This window comes from Phenylobacterium sp. T106 (assembly GCF_057219735.1).
Map to the genome: position 1 here is coordinate 413,099 of NZ_JBXVWA010000001.1, position 18,280 is coordinate 431,378.

The 18,280-nt window shown below is 70.3% G+C and carries 15 protein-coding genes; 10 read left to right on the top strand and 5 right to left on the bottom strand.

Going from position 1 to position 18,280, the window contains the following annotated elements; all coding sequences use genetic code 11:
* The first annotated feature begins 1 nt into the window (after window position 1).
* From clpA to AC2D8W_RS01985, 4 genes are all read left to right on the top strand, one after another.
* A complete protein-coding gene (clpA, locus tag AC2D8W_RS01970; RefSeq protein WP_293479022.1) occupies window positions 2–2,314 on the top strand; it encodes an ATP-dependent Clp protease ATP-binding subunit ClpA in 2,313 nt (770 codons plus the stop codon).
* 228 nt (window positions 2,315–2,542) lie between these two features.
* A complete protein-coding gene (locus tag AC2D8W_RS01975; protein ID WP_484670106.1) occupies window positions 2,543–4,339 on the top strand; it encodes a TOL_0244 family TonB-dependent receptor in 1,797 nt (598 codons plus the stop codon).
* Complete coding sequence (locus tag AC2D8W_RS01980; protein WP_484670107.1) at window positions 4,336–4,866, top strand: TOL_0243 family YfiR-like periplasmic protein; 531 nt, start codon at window positions 4,336–4,338, stop codon at window positions 4,864–4,866. The genes AC2D8W_RS01975 and AC2D8W_RS01980 overlap by 4 nt, the downstream gene beginning before the upstream one ends.
* Complete coding sequence (locus AC2D8W_RS01985; RefSeq protein WP_484670108.1) at window positions 4,863–6,614, top strand: ATP-binding protein; 1,752 nt, start codon at window positions 4,863–4,865, stop codon at window positions 6,612–6,614. Before AC2D8W_RS01980 ends, AC2D8W_RS01985 begins: the two co-directional genes overlap by 4 nt.
* A gap of 25 nt (window positions 6,615–6,639) precedes the next feature.
* Here AC2D8W_RS01985 and AC2D8W_RS01990 read toward each other — a convergent pair whose 3' ends face one another.
* Complete coding sequence (locus tag AC2D8W_RS01990) at window positions 6,640–8,466, bottom strand: ABCB family ABC transporter ATP-binding protein/permease (protein ID WP_484670109.1); 1,827 nt, start codon at window positions 8,464–8,466, stop codon at window positions 6,640–6,642.
* Window positions 8,467–8,614: 148 nt separating this feature from the next.
* Here AC2D8W_RS01990 and AC2D8W_RS01995 point away from each other — a divergent pair, with 148 nt between their 5' ends.
* Window positions 8,615–9,217: an LOG family protein gene (locus AC2D8W_RS01995; protein WP_293481253.1), complete on the top strand. Its 603-nt coding sequence runs from the start codon at window positions 8,615–8,617 to the stop codon at window positions 9,215–9,217.
* Window positions 9,218–9,397: 180 nt separating this feature from the next.
* The gene (locus AC2D8W_RS02000) at window positions 9,398–10,222 is read left to right on the top strand and encodes an outer membrane protein (RefSeq protein ID WP_484670110.1); all 825 of its coding nucleotides are present in this window, start codon (window positions 9,398–9,400) and stop codon (window positions 10,220–10,222) included.
* 65 nt (window positions 10,223–10,287) lie between these two features.
* On the opposite strand, the gene AC2D8W_RS02005 is transcribed toward AC2D8W_RS02000, so the two are convergent.
* The gene (locus AC2D8W_RS02005) at window positions 10,288–11,223 is read right to left on the bottom strand and encodes a LysR substrate-binding domain-containing protein (protein WP_484670111.1); all 936 of its coding nucleotides are present in this window, start codon (window positions 11,221–11,223) and stop codon (window positions 10,288–10,290) included.
* 98 nt (window positions 11,224–11,321) lie between these two features.
* Between AC2D8W_RS02005 and AC2D8W_RS02010 the strand changes: the two genes are divergently transcribed.
* Entirely contained in the window at window positions 11,322–11,459 is a 138-nt protein-coding gene (locus tag AC2D8W_RS02010) for a hypothetical protein (RefSeq protein WP_293481250.1), read from the top strand.
* 79 nt (window positions 11,460–11,538) lie between these two features.
* Window positions 11,539–13,437: a CocE/NonD family hydrolase gene (locus tag AC2D8W_RS02015; protein WP_484670112.1), complete on the top strand. Its 1,899-nt coding sequence runs from the start codon at window positions 11,539–11,541 to the stop codon at window positions 13,435–13,437.
* Between the two features lie 113 nt (window positions 13,438–13,550).
* Here the strand turns inward: AC2D8W_RS02015 and AC2D8W_RS02020 are convergent, their stop codons facing one another.
* From AC2D8W_RS02020 to fliX, 3 genes are all read right to left on the bottom strand, one after another.
* Window positions 13,551–15,599 (bottom strand): NAD(+) synthase, encoded by a 2,049-nt coding sequence (locus AC2D8W_RS02020; RefSeq protein WP_484670113.1) that lies wholly within the window; start codon window positions 15,597–15,599, stop codon window positions 13,551–13,553.
* A 124-nt stretch (window positions 15,600–15,723) separates the two neighbouring features.
* Entirely contained in the window at window positions 15,724–16,152 is a 429-nt protein-coding gene (gene dksA / locus AC2D8W_RS02025) for an RNA polymerase-binding protein DksA (RefSeq protein WP_293479002.1), read from the bottom strand.
* A gap of 91 nt (window positions 16,153–16,243) precedes the next feature.
* Entirely contained in the window at window positions 16,244–16,678 is a 435-nt protein-coding gene (gene fliX, locus AC2D8W_RS02030) for a flagellar assembly regulator FliX (protein ID WP_293479000.1), read from the bottom strand.
* A 186-nt stretch (window positions 16,679–16,864) separates the two neighbouring features.
* Between fliX and AC2D8W_RS02035 the strand changes: the two genes are divergently transcribed.
* Together AC2D8W_RS02035 and AC2D8W_RS02040 are read left to right on the top strand one after the other, a co-directional pair.
* Complete coding sequence (locus AC2D8W_RS02035) at window positions 16,865–17,965, top strand: flagellar basal body P-ring protein FlgI (RefSeq protein ID WP_293478998.1); 1,101 nt, start codon at window positions 16,865–16,867, stop codon at window positions 17,963–17,965.
* Window positions 17,965–18,279, top strand: a complete 315-nt coding sequence (locus tag AC2D8W_RS02040) for a rod-binding protein (RefSeq protein ID WP_293478996.1) — start codon at window positions 17,965–17,967, stop codon at window positions 18,277–18,279. The genes AC2D8W_RS02035 and AC2D8W_RS02040 overlap by 1 nt, the downstream gene beginning before the upstream one ends.
* Window position 18,280: the final 1 nt, after the last annotated feature.

Sequence of the window (18,280 nt, forward strand, 5' to 3'; positions counted from 1 at the left end):
CTTGCCTTCATTTTCCCGCCAACTCGAAGAATCCCTGCATCGCGCCGTGGCGTACGCCAACCAGCGCAAGCATGAATACGCCACCCTGGAGCACCTGCTCCTCAGCCTGATCGACGACGAGGACGCCGCCGGCGTGATGCGCGCCTGCGACGTGGAGCTGGGGGCCCTGCGCACCACGCTCACCAACTACGTCGACAACGAGCTGCGCAGCCTGGTCGTCGACGACGGCGAGGACGCCAAGCCCACGGCCGGCTTCCAGCGCGTGATCCAGCGCGCCGTGATCCACGTGCAGTCGTCCGGTCGCGAGGAAGTGACCGGCGCCAACGTGCTGGTCGCGATCTTCTCGGAACGCGAGAGCCACGCCGCCTACTTCCTGCAGGAGCAGGACATGACGCGGTACGACGCGGTGAACTACATCGCGCACGGCATCGCCAAGAAGGCCGGCGCGTCCGAAGCCAAGCCCGTGAAGGGCGCCGAGGACGAGGAGAAGCCCGCGGTCAAGACCGGCGGCGAGGCGCTCGAGGCCTACTGCATCAACCTCAACGAGAAGGCCAAGCAGGGGAAGGTCGACCCGCTCATCGGGCGGATGGCCGAGGTGGAGCGCTGCATCCAGATCCTCTGCCGCCGGACCAAGAACAACCCGCTTCTGGTGGGCGACCCCGGCGTCGGCAAGACCGCCATCGCCGAGGGCCTGGCCCGCAAGATCGTCAACAAGCAGGTCCCCGAGGTCCTGTCGAAGTCGACCATCTTCTCGCTCGACATGGGCGCGCTGCTGGCCGGCACCCGCTATCGCGGCGACTTCGAGGAGCGCGTGAAGCAGGTCGTCAAGGAGCTGGAAAACCACCCCGACGCGATCCTGTTCATCGACGAGATCCACACGGTGATCGGCGCCGGCGCCACGTCGGGCGGCGCGATGGACGCGTCCAACTTGCTGAAGCCGGCGCTGGCCTCCGGCACCCTGCGGTGCATGGGCTCGACGACCTACAAGGAGTTCCGCCAGCACTTCGAGAAGGATCGGGCGCTGGTCCGGCGCTTCCAGAAGATCGACGTCAACGAGCCCACCATCGACGACACGATCAAGATCCTGAAGGGCCTGAAGACCTACTACGAGGAGTTCCACAAGCTCCGCTACACGAACGACGCCATCCGCGCGGCGGTGGAGCTGTCGGCGAAGTACATCACCGACCGCAAGCTGCCCGACAAGGCGATCGACATCATCGACGAGGCGGGCGCCTCGCAGATGCTGCTCCCCGAGGGCAAGCGGAAGAAGACGATCGGCCTCAAGGAAGTGGAGTCGGTGGTCGCCAAGATCGCCCGGATCCCGCCGAAGTCGGTCAGCAAGTCCGACACCGAGGCCCTGAAGCAGCTCGAGGGCGACCTCAAGCGCGCCGTCTACGGCCAGGACGAGGCGATCGACTCGCTGAGCTCGGCCATGAAGATGGCCCGGGCCGGCCTGCGCGACGCCAACAAGCCGATCGGCTGCTACCTGTTCTCGGGGCCCACCGGCACTGGCAAGACCGAGACGGCGCGCCAGCTGGCCTCCACCCTGGGCATCGAGCTGCTGCGCTTCGACATGTCGGAGTACATGGAGCGCCACACGGTGAGCCGCCTGATCGGCGCGCCCCCCGGCTACGTCGGTTTCGACCAGGGCGGCCTGCTGACCGACGCCGTCGACCAGCACCCGCACTCGGTGGTCCTGCTGGACGAGATCGAGAAGGCGCACCCTGACGTCTTCAACATCCTGCTCCAGGTCATGGACCACGGGCAGCTGACGGACTCCAACGGCAAGAAGATCGACTTCCGCAACGTGGTCCTGATCATGACCACGAACGCCGGCGCCTCCGACGCCCAGCGCAACGCCATCGGCTTCGGCCGCGGCAAGCAGGACGACGAGGTCGACGAGGCGCTGAAGCGGCTCTTCACGCCCGAGTTCCGCAACCGCCTGGATGCGATCGTCCAGTTCCGGCCGCTCACGCCCGAGATCATCCGCCAGGTCGTGCAGAAGTTCGTCATGCAGCTGGAAGCCCAGCTCGCGGACCGGCACGTCACGATCGAGACGGACGACGACGCGGCGGACTGGCTGGCCAAGAACGGCTTCGACGAGCTCTACGGCGCCCGGCCGCTGGCCCGGGTGATCCAGGAGAACATCAAAAAGCCGCTGGCGGACGAGATCCTGTTCGGCCGGCTGACCAAGGGCGGCCACGTCCGCGTGGTGCTCAAGGACGGCAAGCTCGGCTTCGACATCGAAGGCCAGGAACGCGAGCCCGGCGCCCCGGTCGTCGAGACCCCGGCGCAGGAGCCCGAAGCGGTCTGATCCGCGAAAGCGCCTGAAACACCAAGGCCCGGGAGCGATCCCGGGCCTTTTTCGTCGTCCGCCGGGAACAAGCGCGGCCTTGGCCCGTTACTTCGCTGTTCAAAGCGACGGACAACGTCGCGAAGCGTAAGCTCCGGGGGGAGAATGCCCAGTCGCGCGTGCCTCGCTGCCGCGGCTCTGCTGGCGCCGTCCTGTGCGTGGGCCGACGCAGCGTCGGACCTCTCCCGGATGTCGATTGAGGAGCTCTCCAACGTTGAGATCACCTCGGTGTCCAAACGGCCGGAGCGCCTGGGCGACGCCGCGGCCTCGGTGTTCGTCATCAGCAACGACGACATCCGCCGCACCGGCGTCCAGACCGTCGCCGAGGCCCTGCGGCTCGCCCCGAACCTGAATGTCCAGCGCGTAGACGCCCTCGACTATGGGATCTCCGCGCGCGGCCTGAACGGCTTCGAAAGCTCCAACAAGCTGCTGGTGCTCATCGACGGACGAAGCGTCTATTCACCCTTCTTCTCCGGCGTCGAATGGAGCCAGCTGCATCCCGACCTCCCGGACATCGACCGCATCGAAGTCGTCAGCGGCCCAGGCGGGACGCTCTGGGGCGCCAATGCGGTGAACGGGGTCATCAACATCGTGAGCCGCCCCGCGGACCTCACCCAGGGCCTCGCCGCTCAGGGGGCGGCCGGCGACGGGTACTACTTCTACACGGTGCGCTACGGCGGCAAGGTGGGAGACCACGGCGCCTATCGCGTCTATGCCCGGGCGTTCGACCGCGCCGACACGCTGCGCAACGGCGTCGACGCCGGCGACGGCTGGCGCGGGCGACAGGCGGGCTTCCGCACCGATTTCAACTGGGACGATGACCGCCTCACGCTGCAGGGCGACGCCTACGTCGACCGCGTGCCGTCCCTGATCCCCGGCGCACGCGGCAAGCTGGTCGGCGAGAACGTGCTGGGGCGCTGGAACCACAGCTTCAGCGATCGCTCGGAGCTGGAGGTGCAGGCCTACTTCGACCGATACGAGCGCATCGCCCGCGGCATTCTCGACGGGGTCGTCACCTACGACGTGCAGGCCCAGCAACGGCTCGCCACAGGTCCGCACAAGATCGTCTTCGGGGCCGGTTACCGTCGCTGGTCGGACCGCTTCGCCAACTTCGTCAACGGCTTCGTCCTCGATCCGCCGCGCGACCGCTTCAGCATCGCCAACGCGTTCGTCCAGGACCAGGTCACGCTGGGAAACGTCACGCTGACAGCCGGGGTCAAGGTGGAGCACAGCACGCTGGGCGGAACCGAATGGCTGCCCAACGGCCGCATCGCCGTCCAGGTCGCAGACAACGCCATGGTCTGGGGCGCCGTCTCGCGAGCGGTCCGCAACCCCTCGCGGCTGGACAGGGACCTGGTGTTCCCGCCGTTCCTCTTGCGGTCCGACTTCCAGGCCGAGCGGCTCACCGCCTACGAACTCGGCTACCGCGGCCGTCCGACCTCGCGGATCTCGGTCTCGGCGACGGTCTTCTACCATGACTATCGCGGCATCCGCTCGAACGAGACGACGCCGGTCACGGTGTTCCCCATCCGGATCGGCAACGGCCTCGAAGGCGAGACCTGGGGCGTGGAGGCCTGGGGCGACTTCGATGTGACCGACCGCTGGCGGCTGAGCCTCGGCGGCTCCACGCTGGGCAAGGACTTCCGTGTCGCCCGCGGCTCGCTGGATCGCTCCAACCTGGCTGCGGCCGGCCACGACCCGGACTTCCAGATCCTGCTCCGCTCGCAGTACCAGCCCACCGACCGCATCGATTTGGACATCCGCCTACGCTACGTGGACGACGTGCCGGCCGAGCGCACGCCCGGATATCTGCGGGCGCCGGCCTATGCCGAGGCGGACGCCCGGATCAACTGGCGCATCACCGACCGGGTCGAGGTCGCCCTCGCCGGGCTCAATCTGCTGGACGCGTCGCACCCCGAGGCCACCGAGCCCCGGCGAACGGAGATGAGGCGCAACTTCCAGGTTTCGCTCCGCTACGGCTGGTGACGGTGATCGGGCGCCTCGCCATCGCGGTCGCCGCCACATTCGCCGGCCTGGCTGAACGGGCGGCGGGCGAGGAGGGATCGCTGGAGTACGCCGTGAAGGCCGCCTTCCTGCACCGGTTCGGCTCGTTCGTGTCCTGGCCCCAGGCCTCCGCGACGCCGCGCGCGCCGGTCCAGATCTGCGTGGTGGGCCGCGACCCGTTCGGCGCGACCCTGGACCGGACCGTGCAGGGCCAGACGATCAACGGCCGTCCGATCGCGGTACGGCGCCTGTCGGTCATCTCGCCCGGCTCGGGCTGCGACATCGCCTACCTCGGCGGCTCGCCGGCCCAATCGGTCGCCGCCGCGGCGCGCGCCGTCCTGGCGGCGCCCGTGCTCACGGTGGCGGAGGTCCACGAGCCCGGCGTGGTGATCCAGTTCGTGCTCCGCGGCAACCGCGTGCGGTTCCACATCGACCGGCGCGCCGCCGAACAGTCGCGGCTGACGGTCAGCTCCAAGCTGCTCAATCTCTCGGTGGACCCGGGGCCATGAACAGCGCCCTGCCCCTCCGCGGTCCGGTGGCGTCCATGTGGGGCGCGATCGCGCTCCTGATCGCCGGTCTCGTGATCGGCGTGTTCAACGAGCGGACGTTCCAGGCCTCGCGCGCACAGGTCCTGCAGGCCCAGGCGCGCGTCCTGGCCGCCACGGTCGAGCCGGCCGTGGTCTTCGCCGACGCCATCGCGGCGCGGGAACTCGTCGGGGCCCTCGCGGCCGATCCTCAGGTGTCGGCGGCGGCCGTCTACGATGGCCGGGGCGCCCCGATCGCGATGCTCGAGACGCCGGGCGCCCAGCCCATGCCCAGGCGCGGCGCCGACGCCGTGGCCCGCCAAGGCGGGCGCAGCGCCGCGGCGGTCGCTCCGGTGACCCACGAGGGGCGCGAGATCGGCCGCGTCTACGTCCGCAGCGCCGTGCAGCCGCCGCTTGCCGTGGTCCAGCGGCATGCCGGTGTCGCGCTGCTGCTGCTGACCGCCATCCTGATCGTGGTGCTGGCGCAGGCCGCGCAGGCCGAGCAGGCCCGGGCGGCCCGGGAGTCCCGCGCGCGCGCCGCCGAACTCGCCGAGCTGAACGCGCGGCTTCAGCAGCAGATCGAGCGGCGCGAGACCGCCGAGGAAGCGCTGCGACAGGCCCAGAAGATGGAGACCCTGGGCCAGCTCACTGGCGGAATCGCGCACGATTTCAACAATCTATTGCAGACTGTGCAGGGCGCGCTGGACATCATCTCGCGCAATCCGGGGGACGCCGAGCGGGTCGCCCGCTGGTCGCGCCTGGGCCAGGAGGCGGCCCAGCGTGGCGCACGGGTCACCGCGCAGCTCCTAGCCTTCTCCCGCGCGCAGAAGCTCGAGATCCGGGCGGTGGACGTCCGCGCCGTCATCGCTCGGCTGAAGGAACTGCTTCCGAACGCGCTGGGGACGGCGGTCTCCCTTCACTTCGAGGTGGGGGACGGCGAGCAGACGGTGATGGCGGACGAGACGCAGCTGGAGCTGGCGGTCCTGAACCTGTGCATCAACGCCCGCGACGCCATGCCCAACGGCGGCGACGTGGTCGTCTCCACCGCCCAGATCTCGGTCGAAGGCGACCCGGAGCTGCCGGCCGGGACCTACTTGCGGCTTTCGGTGGCCGACACCGGGGTGGGGATGCCGCAGGACGTGCGGGCCCGCGCCTTCGACCCGTTCTTCACCACCAAGGGCGTGGGCAAGGGCACCGGCCTGGGCCTGGCCCAGGTGTACGGCATCGCCCGGCAGGCCGGCGGCACGGCGCGGCTCGAAAGCGCCACGGGCCAGGGCACCACGGTGACGATGCTACTGCCCCTGGCGCCCGACGCGCCGCGGGCCGAGGGCGAAGCGGCTGCGCCGACGCCTGAGGCCGTGGCCGGCGCACGAATCCTCGTGGTCGACGACGACGATGGCGTCCGCACGTTCGTATGCGAGGCGCTCACGGCGATGGGCTATCGCTGCATCGCCGCTCGCGACGGCCAGAGCGGCCTGGAACAGCTGGCGGACGAACCCGTGGACCTGCTGATCGTCGACTACGCCATGCCCGGGATGACCGGGGCCGAGTTCGCGGCCGCGGCGCTGGCGACACGCCCCGACCTGCCGATCATCTTCGCCAGCGGCTATGCGGAATCCGAGGCGCTCGACGCAGCCATGGGCCGGCCCACGTCCCTGCTGCGCAAGCCGTTCGACTCCCAGACCCTCGCGCGCCGCGTCGCCGAGGCGCTGAGCGCCGCCGCGGTCGGCTGAGCGGAAGCGTCCTGGTCGCGGAGGCTCAGGCTTCCCGCGTCTGCCGCCGCCAGAGCGCGGCGTACTCGCCCTGGTTGGCCAGCAGTTCGGCGTGGGTCCCCCGCTCGACGATCCGGCCGCGGCGCAGCACGAGGATCTGGTCGGCGTCGGCGATGGTCGAGAGGCGGTGGGCGATCACCAGCGTGGTGCGGCCAGCCTTCACCTTGCGCAGGGTCTCCTGGATCGCCGCCTCGGTGGGGCCGTCCAGCGCGCTGGTGGCCTCGTCGAGGATCAGGAGGCGCGGGTTCGCCAGCAGGGCCCGGGCGATGCCGACACGCTGGCGCTCGCCGCCCGAGAGCTTGAGGCCCCGTTCGCCGACGCGCGTCGCCATGCCGTCCGGAAGGCCGTCGATGAAGGGGCCCAGCTCGGCCGCGTCGGCCGCCGCCCTCACCTCTTCCGCCGTCGCGCCGGGCCGCGCGAAGCCGATGTTGGCGTAGAGCGTGTCGTTGAACAGCGCCACGTCCTGCGGCACCAGCGCCACCGCCCGCCGCAGCTCGGCCTGGCGCACCCGGCGCATGTCGACGCCGTCGATGGTCACACGACCCCCCTGAGGATCCAGCAGGCGCATGGCGAGACGCACCGCCGTGGTCTTGCCGGCGCCCGACGGTCCGACCAGGGCGACGGTCTGGCCGGGCGCGGCCGCGAAGGAGACGCCAAGGAGGCCCGACGAGCGGGCGTCATGGCGGAAGCTCACGTCCTCGAAGGCGATCGCCGCCCCCCGGCCGCTGGCGGGCGGCAGGGTCTCGGCGTCGGGCGCGTCGACGATGTCGGGGGTGATCTCCCGCAGCGACACCATCTGCTCCATGTCGATCAGGCCCTGCCGGATCTCGCGATACTGGAACCCCAGCATGCCCAGGGGGGCGTAGAGGCCGGACAGCAGGAAGATCGCCGTGGTGATGTCCCCGATCTGCAGCCGCTCGCCGGCGACCTCCATCCCGGCCATCACCGTCATCGCCGCCAGGCCCACGTTCAGGATCAGCGACTGGGCGGCGTTCAGCAGGTTGAGCGAGCCGTTGGCCCTTGAACTGGCGTCCACGTAGCGCGCCATCGCGCGGCCGTAGTCGTCCACCAGCCGGGTTTCGGCGCCGAAGGCCTTCAGGGTCTCGTAGTTCATCAGCGCGTCGGCCGAGAGGCCGGCGGCCCGGTTCTCGGCGTCGTTGAGCTCGCGCCGGTGCGACAGCCGCCAGTCGGTGATCTTGAACGTGATCAAGGCGTAGAGCACGAGGGTGGCGAAGGCGGTCAGCGCGAACCGCCAGTCGAGCCGCACGACCATGACCACCATGGCGAGGACCAGTTCGACGAAGGTCGGGCCGAGGCTGAAGATCAGGCTGCGGATCAGGAAGTCCGTGGACCGCGCGCCCCGGTCGATGACGCGCGACAGCGTGCCCGTCTGCTTGGTCTGGTGGAAATCCAGCGACAGCGACAGCGCGTGGCCGAAGCTCTCCACCGCCGCGCGCGCCATGGTCGACTGCGAGACCCGGGTGAAGATGGCGTCCCGGGCATAGGGCGCGCACGCTGAAATCAGGCGCAGCACGCCGAACGCGACGGCGAGGCCCACGAACTCGGCGCCGACCACCAGTCCGGTCCGCGCGGCCGGAGACAGCGTGTTGATCGCGTCGCCCAGCATGACCGGCGCGAGCACGCCGCAGAGCTTGCCCACGAAGACCAGCGTCAGGGCGGCCGCGATCCGCAGCCGCAACTGCGGCGCGCCCGAGCGCATGACCAGGGCGAACAGGTCCGACATGGAGGCCCAGAAGTCGAACTTCGCTTCCGCAGACGCGACGGCGCCGGGACCGCCGAAGCGGCCGCGCATGATCTCGGCATGACTCAACGGCGAGGGCCTTCCATCTGCGGCGACGCTGGACTCATTCGAACTTGCGACTCCTAATGGTCCACGTTTCGGGTCGGCCCGCACGCCTGCAAGGGCGCGCGGGGCCCGCGTTCCCACTGGAGTACGCGTAATGCGGCGTCGCAGCCAACGCCTGGAGTCAGCCTGCGTGTTCTGCGGGTCGTCGGACGACGCCGATCCGGCGTTCCTGGCGGCGGCCGAAGCCTGCGGCAAGGGTCTGGCGGACGCCGGCATCCGGCTGGTCTACGGCGGCGGCGGGGTCGGGCTCATGGGGGCGGCTGCCCGCGCGGCGCACCGTGCGGGCGGCGAGGTGCTGGGGATCATCCCCACCTTCCTCGTCGCTGCGGAGCGCGCGCTGGAGACGGTGGAGCACATCATCGTCGACAACATGCACGAGCGGAAGATGCTCATGTTCCAGCGCTCGGACAGCTTCATCATCCTGCCCGGCGGCATCGGGACCCTGGAGGAGGTGGTCGAGCTGCTCTCCTGGCGGCGCTTGGACCTGCACGCCAAGCCGGTCGTGTTCTACAACCCGCGCGGGTTCTGGGAGCCGCTGTTCAAGCTCTTCCAGCACACCGTCGACGAGCGCCTGACGCCCCCGGAGTTCATGCAGGCCTGGGTCGCCGTGGACACCGTCGATCAGATCGTCCCGGCGCTGCTGGGCCAGGGGCGGGAACTCTACCCCTCCGAAGCCGCCGTCGGCCGCAGGGGCTAGCCGCGGCGCGGGCCGCGAGGATTAACCTCTACTTAACTCTGTAGCGTGGCCGAAATACCACTGCTGCGGGAAATGGTCGCGCTAGGCCGTTCAGCCGAACAGTTCGGCGAACACGCTTAATCCGTCGGCCCCCCAAATCACGTACTAGAGGCACGTCTCTCAACTACCGATGGAAACCACATGCGCACCTTCCTCCTCGCCACCGCCTCCGCCCTCCTGGTGACCGCCGGCGCGGCTCAAGCCCAGGACTGGACCGGCTTCTACGTCGGCGCGACCGTCGGCTACGCCGATCGCTCGGAAAGCAGCGGCGAGAGCGTGCTGTTCGACACCAACCTGGACGGCACGTTCGGCGACACGGTCCGCACGGCGGCCGGCGCGGACGCCTTCTCGACCGGCTTCTGCGGCGGTTCGTTCAACACCAACGCGGCACCCGGCGGCTGCCGCAAGGACGACAATGACGACTACGAGCTGTCGATCCGCGCGGGCTACGACTACCAGTTCGCGGGCAACTGGGTCGTCGGCGGCGTCATCGAGTACAGCGAGCTCCAGCTGCAGGACGCCGTCACCGCGTTCTCCATCACCCCTGCGGCGTACAACTTCACCCGCAAGCTGACGGACACCCTGGCGGTCCGCGCCCGCGGCGGCTACGCCATGGGCGACAGCCTGTTCTACGTGACCGGCGGCTACGCCCAAGGCGACGTCGAGCACAGCTTCCGCACCACCAACACCGTCAACGCGTTCCCGGAGCGGGGCGGCGGCAAGGCCAAGGGCTACCAGCTGGGCCTCGGCTATGAGCGGAAGATCACCCAGAACGTGACCCTCGGCGTCGAATTCCTGCGCACCAGCCTGGATGACGACGACTACGGCGTCCGCGCGGCCAACAACGGGACGACCGCGGCGACCAACCCGTTCCTGCTCGTCAACACCGCCGGCACGGACTTCCTGCGCTCGGACGACGACTTCGAGTACAACAGCTTCCGCGTGACGGCCGGCTGGCGCTTCTAAGCCCGCCGCGTCACCGAACGTTCTGCAGGCCCTCTCCAGGCTTCCTGGGGAGGGCCTCGCCGTTTTCAGGGCTCCGGCGCGACCGCCCGCATGCGCCGGATGGCGGGGTCGGCCTCGATCTCCGCGGCCAGCCACGTCCGGAACGCGGCGATCTTCCGCGCGCGGCGCCGATCACGGGCGTGGACCAGCCAGTATCCCGCGTCGCGGCCGATGAAGACGTCGAACGGCTGGACAAGACGGCCGGCCGCGATGTCCGCCGCGAACATGACGGGCGAGCCGATCGCGACACCGCCGGACGCGAGCGCCGCCGCCACCTCCATGACCTGGTTGTCGGCTACGAGCCGCGGCGTCTCGGGGGACGGGCCGTCGCTTGAGACCCCCGCGGCGCGAAACCACGCGGCCCACTCGGCGTCGGACCCGACGCGCGGCGCGGCGATGAGGTCATGCGGACGCGGCGATGCGCCAAGCGCCGCCATCGCCTCGGGCGAGACCAGCGCCGTCTGCGCCGCGGACACGAGGAAGTGGGCTTCCAGCGCGGGATCGGCGACGCCCCGGCTGGCCCGGATCGCGAGGTCCGCCTCGCCCCGCAGGAGGTCCCTGACCCGGGAGTCGGTGTCCACCCGCACCGCGATGCCCGGGTGAGCGACCTGAAAGCCGCCGAGCCGCGGCGCCAACCATCGCATGGCGAACGTCAGGAGCGTGGTCAGGCTCAGGACGCCCTCGCCCGTGTCGACGATGTCGGCGAGCGCCGATCTCAGGGCCGTCATGGCCTCGGTCGCCGCCCGCGCCAGGCGCTCGCCGGCCGGGGTGAGCGCCACTTCCCGGGGGAGGCGCCGGAACAGGGGCTGGTCGAGACGCCGCTCAAGGGCCTTCACCTGCCAGGACACCGCAGCCTGGGTCATGCCGAGCTCCTCGGCCGCCCGCGTGAAGCTGAGCAGCCGAGCGGCCGCCTCGAACACGCGGATGGCGCTGAGCGGGAGTGTGGCGAGCGGGTCTGACATAAGGCTGGCTTATGCATACAGCAGCAGAACCGGTTTGTCGAAGGCCGCCGCTGGGTCCATTTCCTGTGTCTATCGGACAACCAGATCGTGAGACGGACATGGAAGAGCTGCATCGGATCCATAAGGACGTTCCATTCGGCTATTGGGTGGAGTGGGCGCCGCCCGCCTTCCGCGCCCTCGCCCGCACATGGCGCGCCCTGACCGCCACGCGCGGGCGCCTGCTCACCCTGCGCTAGCGTCGCGGCGGATCCCCGAGCTCGCCTCGATCGCCACCGGGGTCTTCCGTCCGGCGCCGGACTGTCGCCTACTGGGCCCATGGGCGAGCCGGACGGGCTGATCGAGGAATGGGTGCGCATCCCGGTCGCGGGCGGGCGCACGCTGTCGGCGCGGCTCTGGCGGCCGAGGGCCGGGGGCCGGGTCCCGGCCATCCTCGACCTGTCTCCCTATCGCGCCTTCGACCTCTTCCGGCCGGTCCTCGAGCCCCTCCTGCCCTGGTGGGCGCAACAGGGGTACGCGGTACTGGCGGTGGATATCGCCGGCTCCGGCGGCTCCACCGGGCTCCTGGGCGACGAGTACCTCGCCGGCGAGATCGACGATGCGGCCGCCGCCGTAAGTTGGGCGGCGGACCAGGCCTGGTGCGACGGGGCCGTCGGCCTCTCAGGCCTGTCCTGGGCCGCCTTCACGGCATTACGGACCGCGGCGCGCAGGCCGCCGGCGCTGAAGGCCATGGTGCTGGGCGGCGTCTCCGAGGACGGCTGGACCACCGACGTGCAGAACCTCGGCGGCCAGATGTACGCCGCCCGCGTGGACTGGGCCGGCGTGATGCTGATGTTCAACGCCCTGCCCCCGGACCCGCAGCAGTACGGCGAAGGCTGGCGCGCCGCCTGGCTGGCCCGCCTGGAGGCGAACCGCCCCTGGGTCATTCCGTGGCTCAGCCATCCCGAACGCGACGGCTACTGGCAGGCCAAGGCGGCGCCGATGGGCGACCTGCCCCTGCTGCTCTACTCGGGCTGGGCCGACAAGTACGCCACCTCGGTCCTGCGCATCGCCGCCGGGTGGAAGGGCCCGGTGCGCACGATCATCGGGCCCTGGGAGCATGTGACGCCCGCGACGGCCGCGCGCGGTCCCCGGATCGGCTTCCTGCAGGAGGCGCTGCGCTGGTGGGACCTGTGGCTGAAGGGCCGCGACACCGGCGTCATGGCCGAGCCGCCGCTCCGCTACTGGCTGGGCGAGCCCGACCGCAAGGGCGGCCTGGAGCGCGGCGCCTGGCGCGGCGCCGAGTGGCCGTTCGACCCCGGCCACGCCGCCGAGTTCCGGATGGGGCGGGACCCGGTCGTGCTCCGGCCGACGCCGCGCGGCGCCGCGGCGCTCTCTTCGGACCTGTACGAGGATGGTCCCGAACCCTGGCCGGTGGACGGCCTCTTCGCCGACGTGCCCGTCGTCGCCGACCTCGAGGTCGCCTCCGCGCCGGTGCTCACGTGCCGGGTGTCGTCCGACCGGCCAGCCGGCCTGCTTGTCGCGCGGCTCCTCGACATCGATCCCGAGGGCCGGGCCGTGCGGATGACCACCGGCGCCCTGAACCTCGCCTTCCACGACGGCTCGGGCCGCGCCTCGCCGCCGCAGGCGGGCGAGCCGATCGAGGTGGCCCTGCCCTTCCAGGCAGTCGCCTGGCGGCTCAAGGCCGGACACCGGCTGGGCCTTTCCCTCTCGGCCGACGGCTGGCCGACCCTGTGGCCGGGCCGCGCGGGGGCGACGCTCACCGTCGCGGACGTGGTGGTTCGGCTGCCTCGTCCCGGGCGGCCGGCGCCGGCGAGCCCCCGCTTCGAGGCTCCCGTCACCGCGGCGGGACCGGCGATGGCGGCCGCCCGCTGGCTCGATGCGGCGCAGGAGAGCTTCCTGCCCAGCGGACTCACGGGCGCCCTGGTCCGCGCGCCGCCGCCGTTCGCCTTCCACCTGCCAGCCACCGGCACGGACTACCGCGTCGCCTCGCGGTTCGAACTGCTGGTGACCGAGGCCGGGCGGCAGGCCGCCGCCGCCAAGGTCTATCGCGTCGCGCTGGAGCGTCCGGGCTGGTCGATCCGGGTGAACACGCGGCTGGTGGTGCGCTCGGCGCCAAGCGCCTTCCTCGTGAGCTGGACCGTGCAGGCGTCCGAGAACGGCGCCGGCGCCTTCGACCGCAGCGGCGAGGCGAGAATCCCGCGCGGGCCCGTCTAGAGCGCATCCCGCCGGGGATGAGGCTCCCACAGGCGATCAAGACGCGCTCCAGGCAAAGGGCGACGAGCCCGTTCTCCCCGGATCGGCTTGATTCAAGCCGACCGGGACGGGCTCTAGGGGACGTTGGCTTCCAGCTCGTCGAGCCAGACGCGGGCCACGCCATCGCTCGGCGCCCGCCAGTCGCCGCGCGGCGAGAGCGCGCCGCCCGAGATCACCTTCGGCCCGTTGGGCACGGCCGAGCGCTTGAACTGGCTGATCTCGAAGAAGCGGAAGAGGAAGACCCCGAGCCACTTCTTGATCGTCGCCAGGTCGTAGGCGTTGCGCGCCTCGGCCGGGAAGTGCGGCGGCCAGGGCTCACGCGCAGCGTCGCGCCAGGCGTGCCACGCCAGGAACGCCACCTTCGACGGCGCGAGCCCGTAGCGGGTGATGTGGAAGAGGTTGAAGTCCTGCAGCTCGTAGGGGCCGACCTTGGCCTGGGTCGACTGGATCGCGCCGGAGGCGTCCGCCGGCACCAGCTCGGGCGAGATCTCGGTGTCCAGGATCGACAGGAGGGTCGCGTTGGCCCCCTCGCCCAGCTGCCCGGTCTTCACCACCCAGCGGATCAGGTGCTGGATCAGCGTCTTCGCCACGCCCGGATTGACGTTGTAGTGGCTCATGTGGTCGCCGACGCCGTAGGTGCACCAGCCCAGGGCCAGCTCGGAGAGGTCCCCGGTGCCCAGCACGATCCCGTCGCGCTGGTTGGCCAGGCGGAACAGGAAGTCGGTCCGCAGCCCCGCCTGCACGTTCTCGAACGCGATGTCGTAGACCGGCTCGCCGTCAGCGAAGGGATGACCCATCTCCTTCAGCATCAGGTTCGCGGAGGGGCGGATGTCGATCTCCTCGCCGGTGACCCCCAGCCCCCGCATCAGCGCCCAGGCGTTCGACTTCGTGCCCTCGCTGGTGGCGAAGCCCGGCATGGTGAAGCCCAGGATGTCGGAGCGCGGCTTGCCCAGCCGGTCGAAGGCCTTGGCCGCCACGATCAGGGCGTGGGTGGAGTCGAGGCCGCCCGAGACGCCGATGACGATGTGCTTGGACTTCGTCGCCTGCAGCCGCTTCACCAGGCCCGAGACCTGGATGTTGAAGGCCTCGTAGCAGTCCTGGTCGAGGCGCGCCGGGTCGTCGGGCACGAAGGGGAAGCGGTCCAGGGGCCGGATCAGGCCCACGTCGTCATGGTGCGGCTGGTGGACGAAGGTCACGCGCCGGAACGTCCGCTCGGGATGGCCGGCCGCCACGGCCGCATCGTTGAACGTCGGGGTGCGCATCCGCTCGAGCCGCAGGCGCTGGACGTCGATGTCGGCCAGCGCCAGCTGCGAGCCTGTGGGGAAACGCTCGGTCTGGGCGAGACGGCGGCCCAGTTCGTGGATCGAGGCCTGACCGTCCCAGGCCAGGTCGGTGGTGCTCTCGCCGGGTCCCGCCGCCGAATAGAGGTAGGCCGCCTGGCAGCGCATGGACTGGCTGGCGCAGAGGACCTCGCGGTCGTCCGCCTTGCCCACCACGATGTTCGAGGCCGACAGGTTGCAGAGGATGAGCGCCCCCGCCAGCGCGCCGGCGGTGGACGGCGGCGCCGGGGCCCAGAAGTCCTCGCAGATCTCCAGGTGGAAGACGAAGTCGGCGAGGTCCTCGGCCTCGAACACGAGATCGGTTCCGAACGGGACCTCCTGCCCGGCCAGGATGGCGGTCAGGCCCACGACGCCCGCGCCCGGCGCGAACCAGCGCTTCTCGTAGTACTCCCGGTAGTTGGGCAGAAAGCTCTTCGGCACGACGCCCAGGACGCGGCCACGCGAGATCGCCACCGCGCAGTTGTAGAGACGGCCGTTCACCGCCACCGGCGCGCCCACCAGCAGGACGGGCTTGAGGCCCTCGCTGGCGCGGACGAGGCCGGCGATCTCGGATTCCACGCGCTTGAGCAGCGCGTCCTGGAGGAAAAGGTCGTCGACGGCATAGGCCGACAGGCCCAGCTCGGGGAAGAGCATGAGGTCGCAGCCCTGGGCGTCGCCCCGCCGCGCCAGCTCAAGGGTCTCCGCCGCATTGAACCCCGGGTCGGCGGGGATCACCTGCGGCGTGCAGACGGCGGCCCGCACGAAGCCGTGGGCATGGATCGAGTGGAAGGCCGCCTTGGTCACCGAGAGCTCCCGCCGGTCTTATGCTCAAAATGAGCATATACCTCTTCGCCGTGAGGCAGGCAAACCTAGACGGATTCCTGTCCGGCAGGCTCAACGCATGAACGACGCCGGAGCGCCCGGGATGTCAGTCGTCGCGGTGGACGCGCTCGCGGCGCTCGTGACGCTCCTGCGCCTCGAGGCTCAGCGTGGCGATCGGGCGGGCGTCGAGACGGGCCAGGCCGATCGGCTCGCCGGTCTCTTCGCAGTAGCCGTAGCTGCCGTCCTCGATCCGGCGGAGCGCCTCGTCGATCTTCGAGATCAACTTCCGCTGACGGTCACGCGTTCGCAATTCCAAGGCCCGATCGGTCTCGGACGACGCCCGATCCGCCAGATCGGGATGATTCTCGGTTTCCTTCTGGAGGTGCGACAGCGTTTCACGCGACTCGCGGAGGATGTCCTCTTTCCACATGAGGAGCTTCTGCTTGAAGTACTCAAGCTGACGCTCGTTCATGAACTCCTCGTCCTCGGAAGGACGGTATTCAGGACTTTCAGCCAGAACTGCGGCTGCTTTCATGAAAACCTCACGCCCCTGAGGAACCCTGAGACACGCGGCGGGTGTATAGCAAATGCGTCGCTGGTTTCAACGTCGCCCGCGTAACGAGGTCCTACGCCGCACGCCCTGCGGCCTGGAACTTCGCAAGCTCTACCGCCGCGCGAGTTTCTATCTCGTCAAGCACGGCCTCCAGCCGGGGATCGTCGGTCGCCGAGCGCTGCTCCTTCACGGTGCGCGCGAGGGCCTCCAGCTGGGAGGCGTTCAGCTCGTCGCCGAGAAGCGCGATCTTGATGCGATCCAGCTCGTCCAGAAGACGTCCGGCGCGCCGGACGGACCGGCGGCGGCGTTCGGTGGGGCTCTCGACGTCCTGGAGGGCAAGCAGGGCTTCCACGCCCATGACACCCCCCACGCCGGCTGCGCTGGAAACCTGGGCCGCGGGCGCCGCCGCGGCGCCTCCGGCGACCCGGAAGGCCTCGCCGCCGCTCGCGCCCCGCGCCGACTTGGCGCCCGAGGCCTGCGAAAGACCGCCTGTACCGCTGACCTTCATGGGACGCTTCGCACCCTCTCACTCGCTGGGCAGCTTCGCCGCGCAAGCTTGAAGCATGGTTAACGGGAGGCTGAATCTGCCTAGTCGAACTTGCCCACCCGACTCCGACCGAGCTTGATTTCATTCCGCTTTTTCCTGGCATGGTTCTCGCGTGATCGAGGCGAAACCCTGCGTCCAAGGTTGCCCATGCGTCGCCTGCTATCCGCCCTCGTCCTCGCCGCTCTCGCCCTCGGCGCCCAGCCGAGCCTCGCGAAGTCGAGGATCAAGGACATCGTCGAGTTCGAAGGCGTCCGCGAGAACCAGCTCATCGGCTACGGCATCGTGGTCGGCCTGAACGGCACCGGCGACGCGCTCCGCAACGCCCCCTTCACCAAGCAGAGCCTGGAGGCGATGCTCGAGCGGCTGGGCGTGAACGTCCGCGACGCCAACCTCAACACCAAGAACGTCGCCGCCGTCATGGTGACCGCCAAGCTGCCGCCGTGGGCGGCGCCCGGCTCGCAGATCGACGTGGCCGTGTCGGCCCTGGGCGACGCCAAGAGCCTGCTGGGCGGGACGTTGCTGGTCACGCCGCTCCTCGGCGCCGACGGCCATGCCTACGCGGCGGCGCAGGGCACGGTGCAGACCGGCTCGATCAGCGCGGGGGGCGCCTCGGGCAGCTCGATCACCAAGGGCGTGCCCACCGCGGGCCGCATTGCCGGCGGGGCCTCGGTGGAGCGCGAAGTCGGGTTCCAGCTCGCGAACCTGGGGCAGATGCGGATGACCCTGCGCAACCCCGACTTCACCACCGCGCGGCGCATCGCCGACGTCGTGAACGCCGCCTATCCGGGCGCGGCGAGCGCCGACAACCCCACGATCGTGACCCTGCGTCTGCCGGCCGGCGAGAACATGGTGTCGTTCCTGGCCAAGGTGGAGAACCTGCCGGTCGAGCCCGACACGCCCGCCAAGGTCGTCATCGACGAAGTGGCCGGCGTCATCGTCATGGGCGACGCCGTCCGGGTGTCCACCGTGGCGATCCAGCAGGGCAACCTGACCATCACCGTGCGCGAGCAGCCCGCGGTCAGCCAGCCCGGTCCGTTCTCCCGCGGCGAGACGGCGGTCATCCCGCAGAGCGACCTCGCCGTGGAGGAGGAGAAGGGAAAGCAGTTCCTGACCCTGAAGACCGGAACGTCCCTGTCGACGCTCGTGGCGGGCCTGAACGCCCTGGGGGTCACGCCGCGCGACATGATCTCCATCCTGCAGACGATCAAGGCGGCCGGCGCGCTGCAGGCCGAGATCGAGGTGATGTGATGAGCGACCTCTCCGCGCCGATCGCGCTGTCCCCCACCCTGCTGGCCGCCACGCCGCAGCAGACCGCCGCCGACCTGGCGAAGAGCCGGGCGAAGGATGCGGCGCAGAAGTTCGAGGCCCAGTTCCTGTCGACCATGTTCCAGCAGATGTTCTCGGGGCTGAAGACCGACGGCCCGTTTGGCGGCGGGACAGGCGAGGAGATGTTCCGCTCGCTGATGACTGAGGCCATGGGCAAGCAGGTCGCCAAGGCCGGCGGCATCGGCCTCGCCGACACCGTCCAGCGCGAGATCCTCAAGCTGCAGGGGCTGACCTGAC

Bases quoted from the DNA above. Each gene is read 5' to 3' on its own strand.
- AC2D8W_RS01985 (WP_484670108.1), top strand. From the start codon at position 4,863: ATGAACAGCGCCCTGCCCCTCCGCGGTCCGGTGGCGTCCATGTGGGGC.
- dksA (WP_293479002.1), bottom strand. From the start codon at position 16,152: ATGAAAGCAGCCGCAGTTCTGGCTGAAAGTCCTGAATACCGTCCTTCC.
- AC2D8W_RS02035 (WP_293478998.1), top strand. From the start codon at position 16,865: ATGCGTCGCCTGCTATCCGCCCTCGTCCTCGCCGCTCTCGCCCTCGGC.
- AC2D8W_RS01975 (WP_484670106.1), top strand. From the start codon at position 2,543: ATGTCGATTGAGGAGCTCTCCAACGTTGAGATCACCTCGGTGTCCAAA.
- AC2D8W_RS02010 (WP_293481250.1), top strand. From the start codon at position 11,322: ATGGAAGAGCTGCATCGGATCCATAAGGACGTTCCATTCGGCTATTGG.
- AC2D8W_RS01990 (WP_484670109.1), bottom strand. From the start codon at position 8,466: ATGCGCGGCCGCTTCGGCGGTCCCGGCGCCGTCGCGTCTGCGGAAGCG.
- AC2D8W_RS01995 (WP_293481253.1), top strand. From the start codon at position 8,615: ATGCGGCGTCGCAGCCAACGCCTGGAGTCAGCCTGCGTGTTCTGCGGG.
- AC2D8W_RS02015 (WP_484670112.1), top strand. From the start codon at position 11,539: ATGGGCGAGCCGGACGGGCTGATCGAGGAATGGGTGCGCATCCCGGTC.
- AC2D8W_RS02000 (WP_484670110.1), top strand. From the start codon at position 9,398: ATGCGCACCTTCCTCCTCGCCACCGCCTCCGCCCTCCTGGTGACCGCC.
- AC2D8W_RS02040 (WP_293478996.1), top strand. From the start codon at position 17,965: ATGAGCGACCTCTCCGCGCCGATCGCGCTGTCCCCCACCCTGCTGGCC.
- AC2D8W_RS02005 (WP_484670111.1), bottom strand. From the start codon at position 11,223: ATGTCAGACCCGCTCGCCACACTCCCGCTCAGCGCCATCCGCGTGTTC.
- fliX (WP_293479000.1), bottom strand. From the start codon at position 16,678: ATGAAGGTCAGCGGTACAGGCGGTCTTTCGCAGGCCTCGGGCGCCAAG.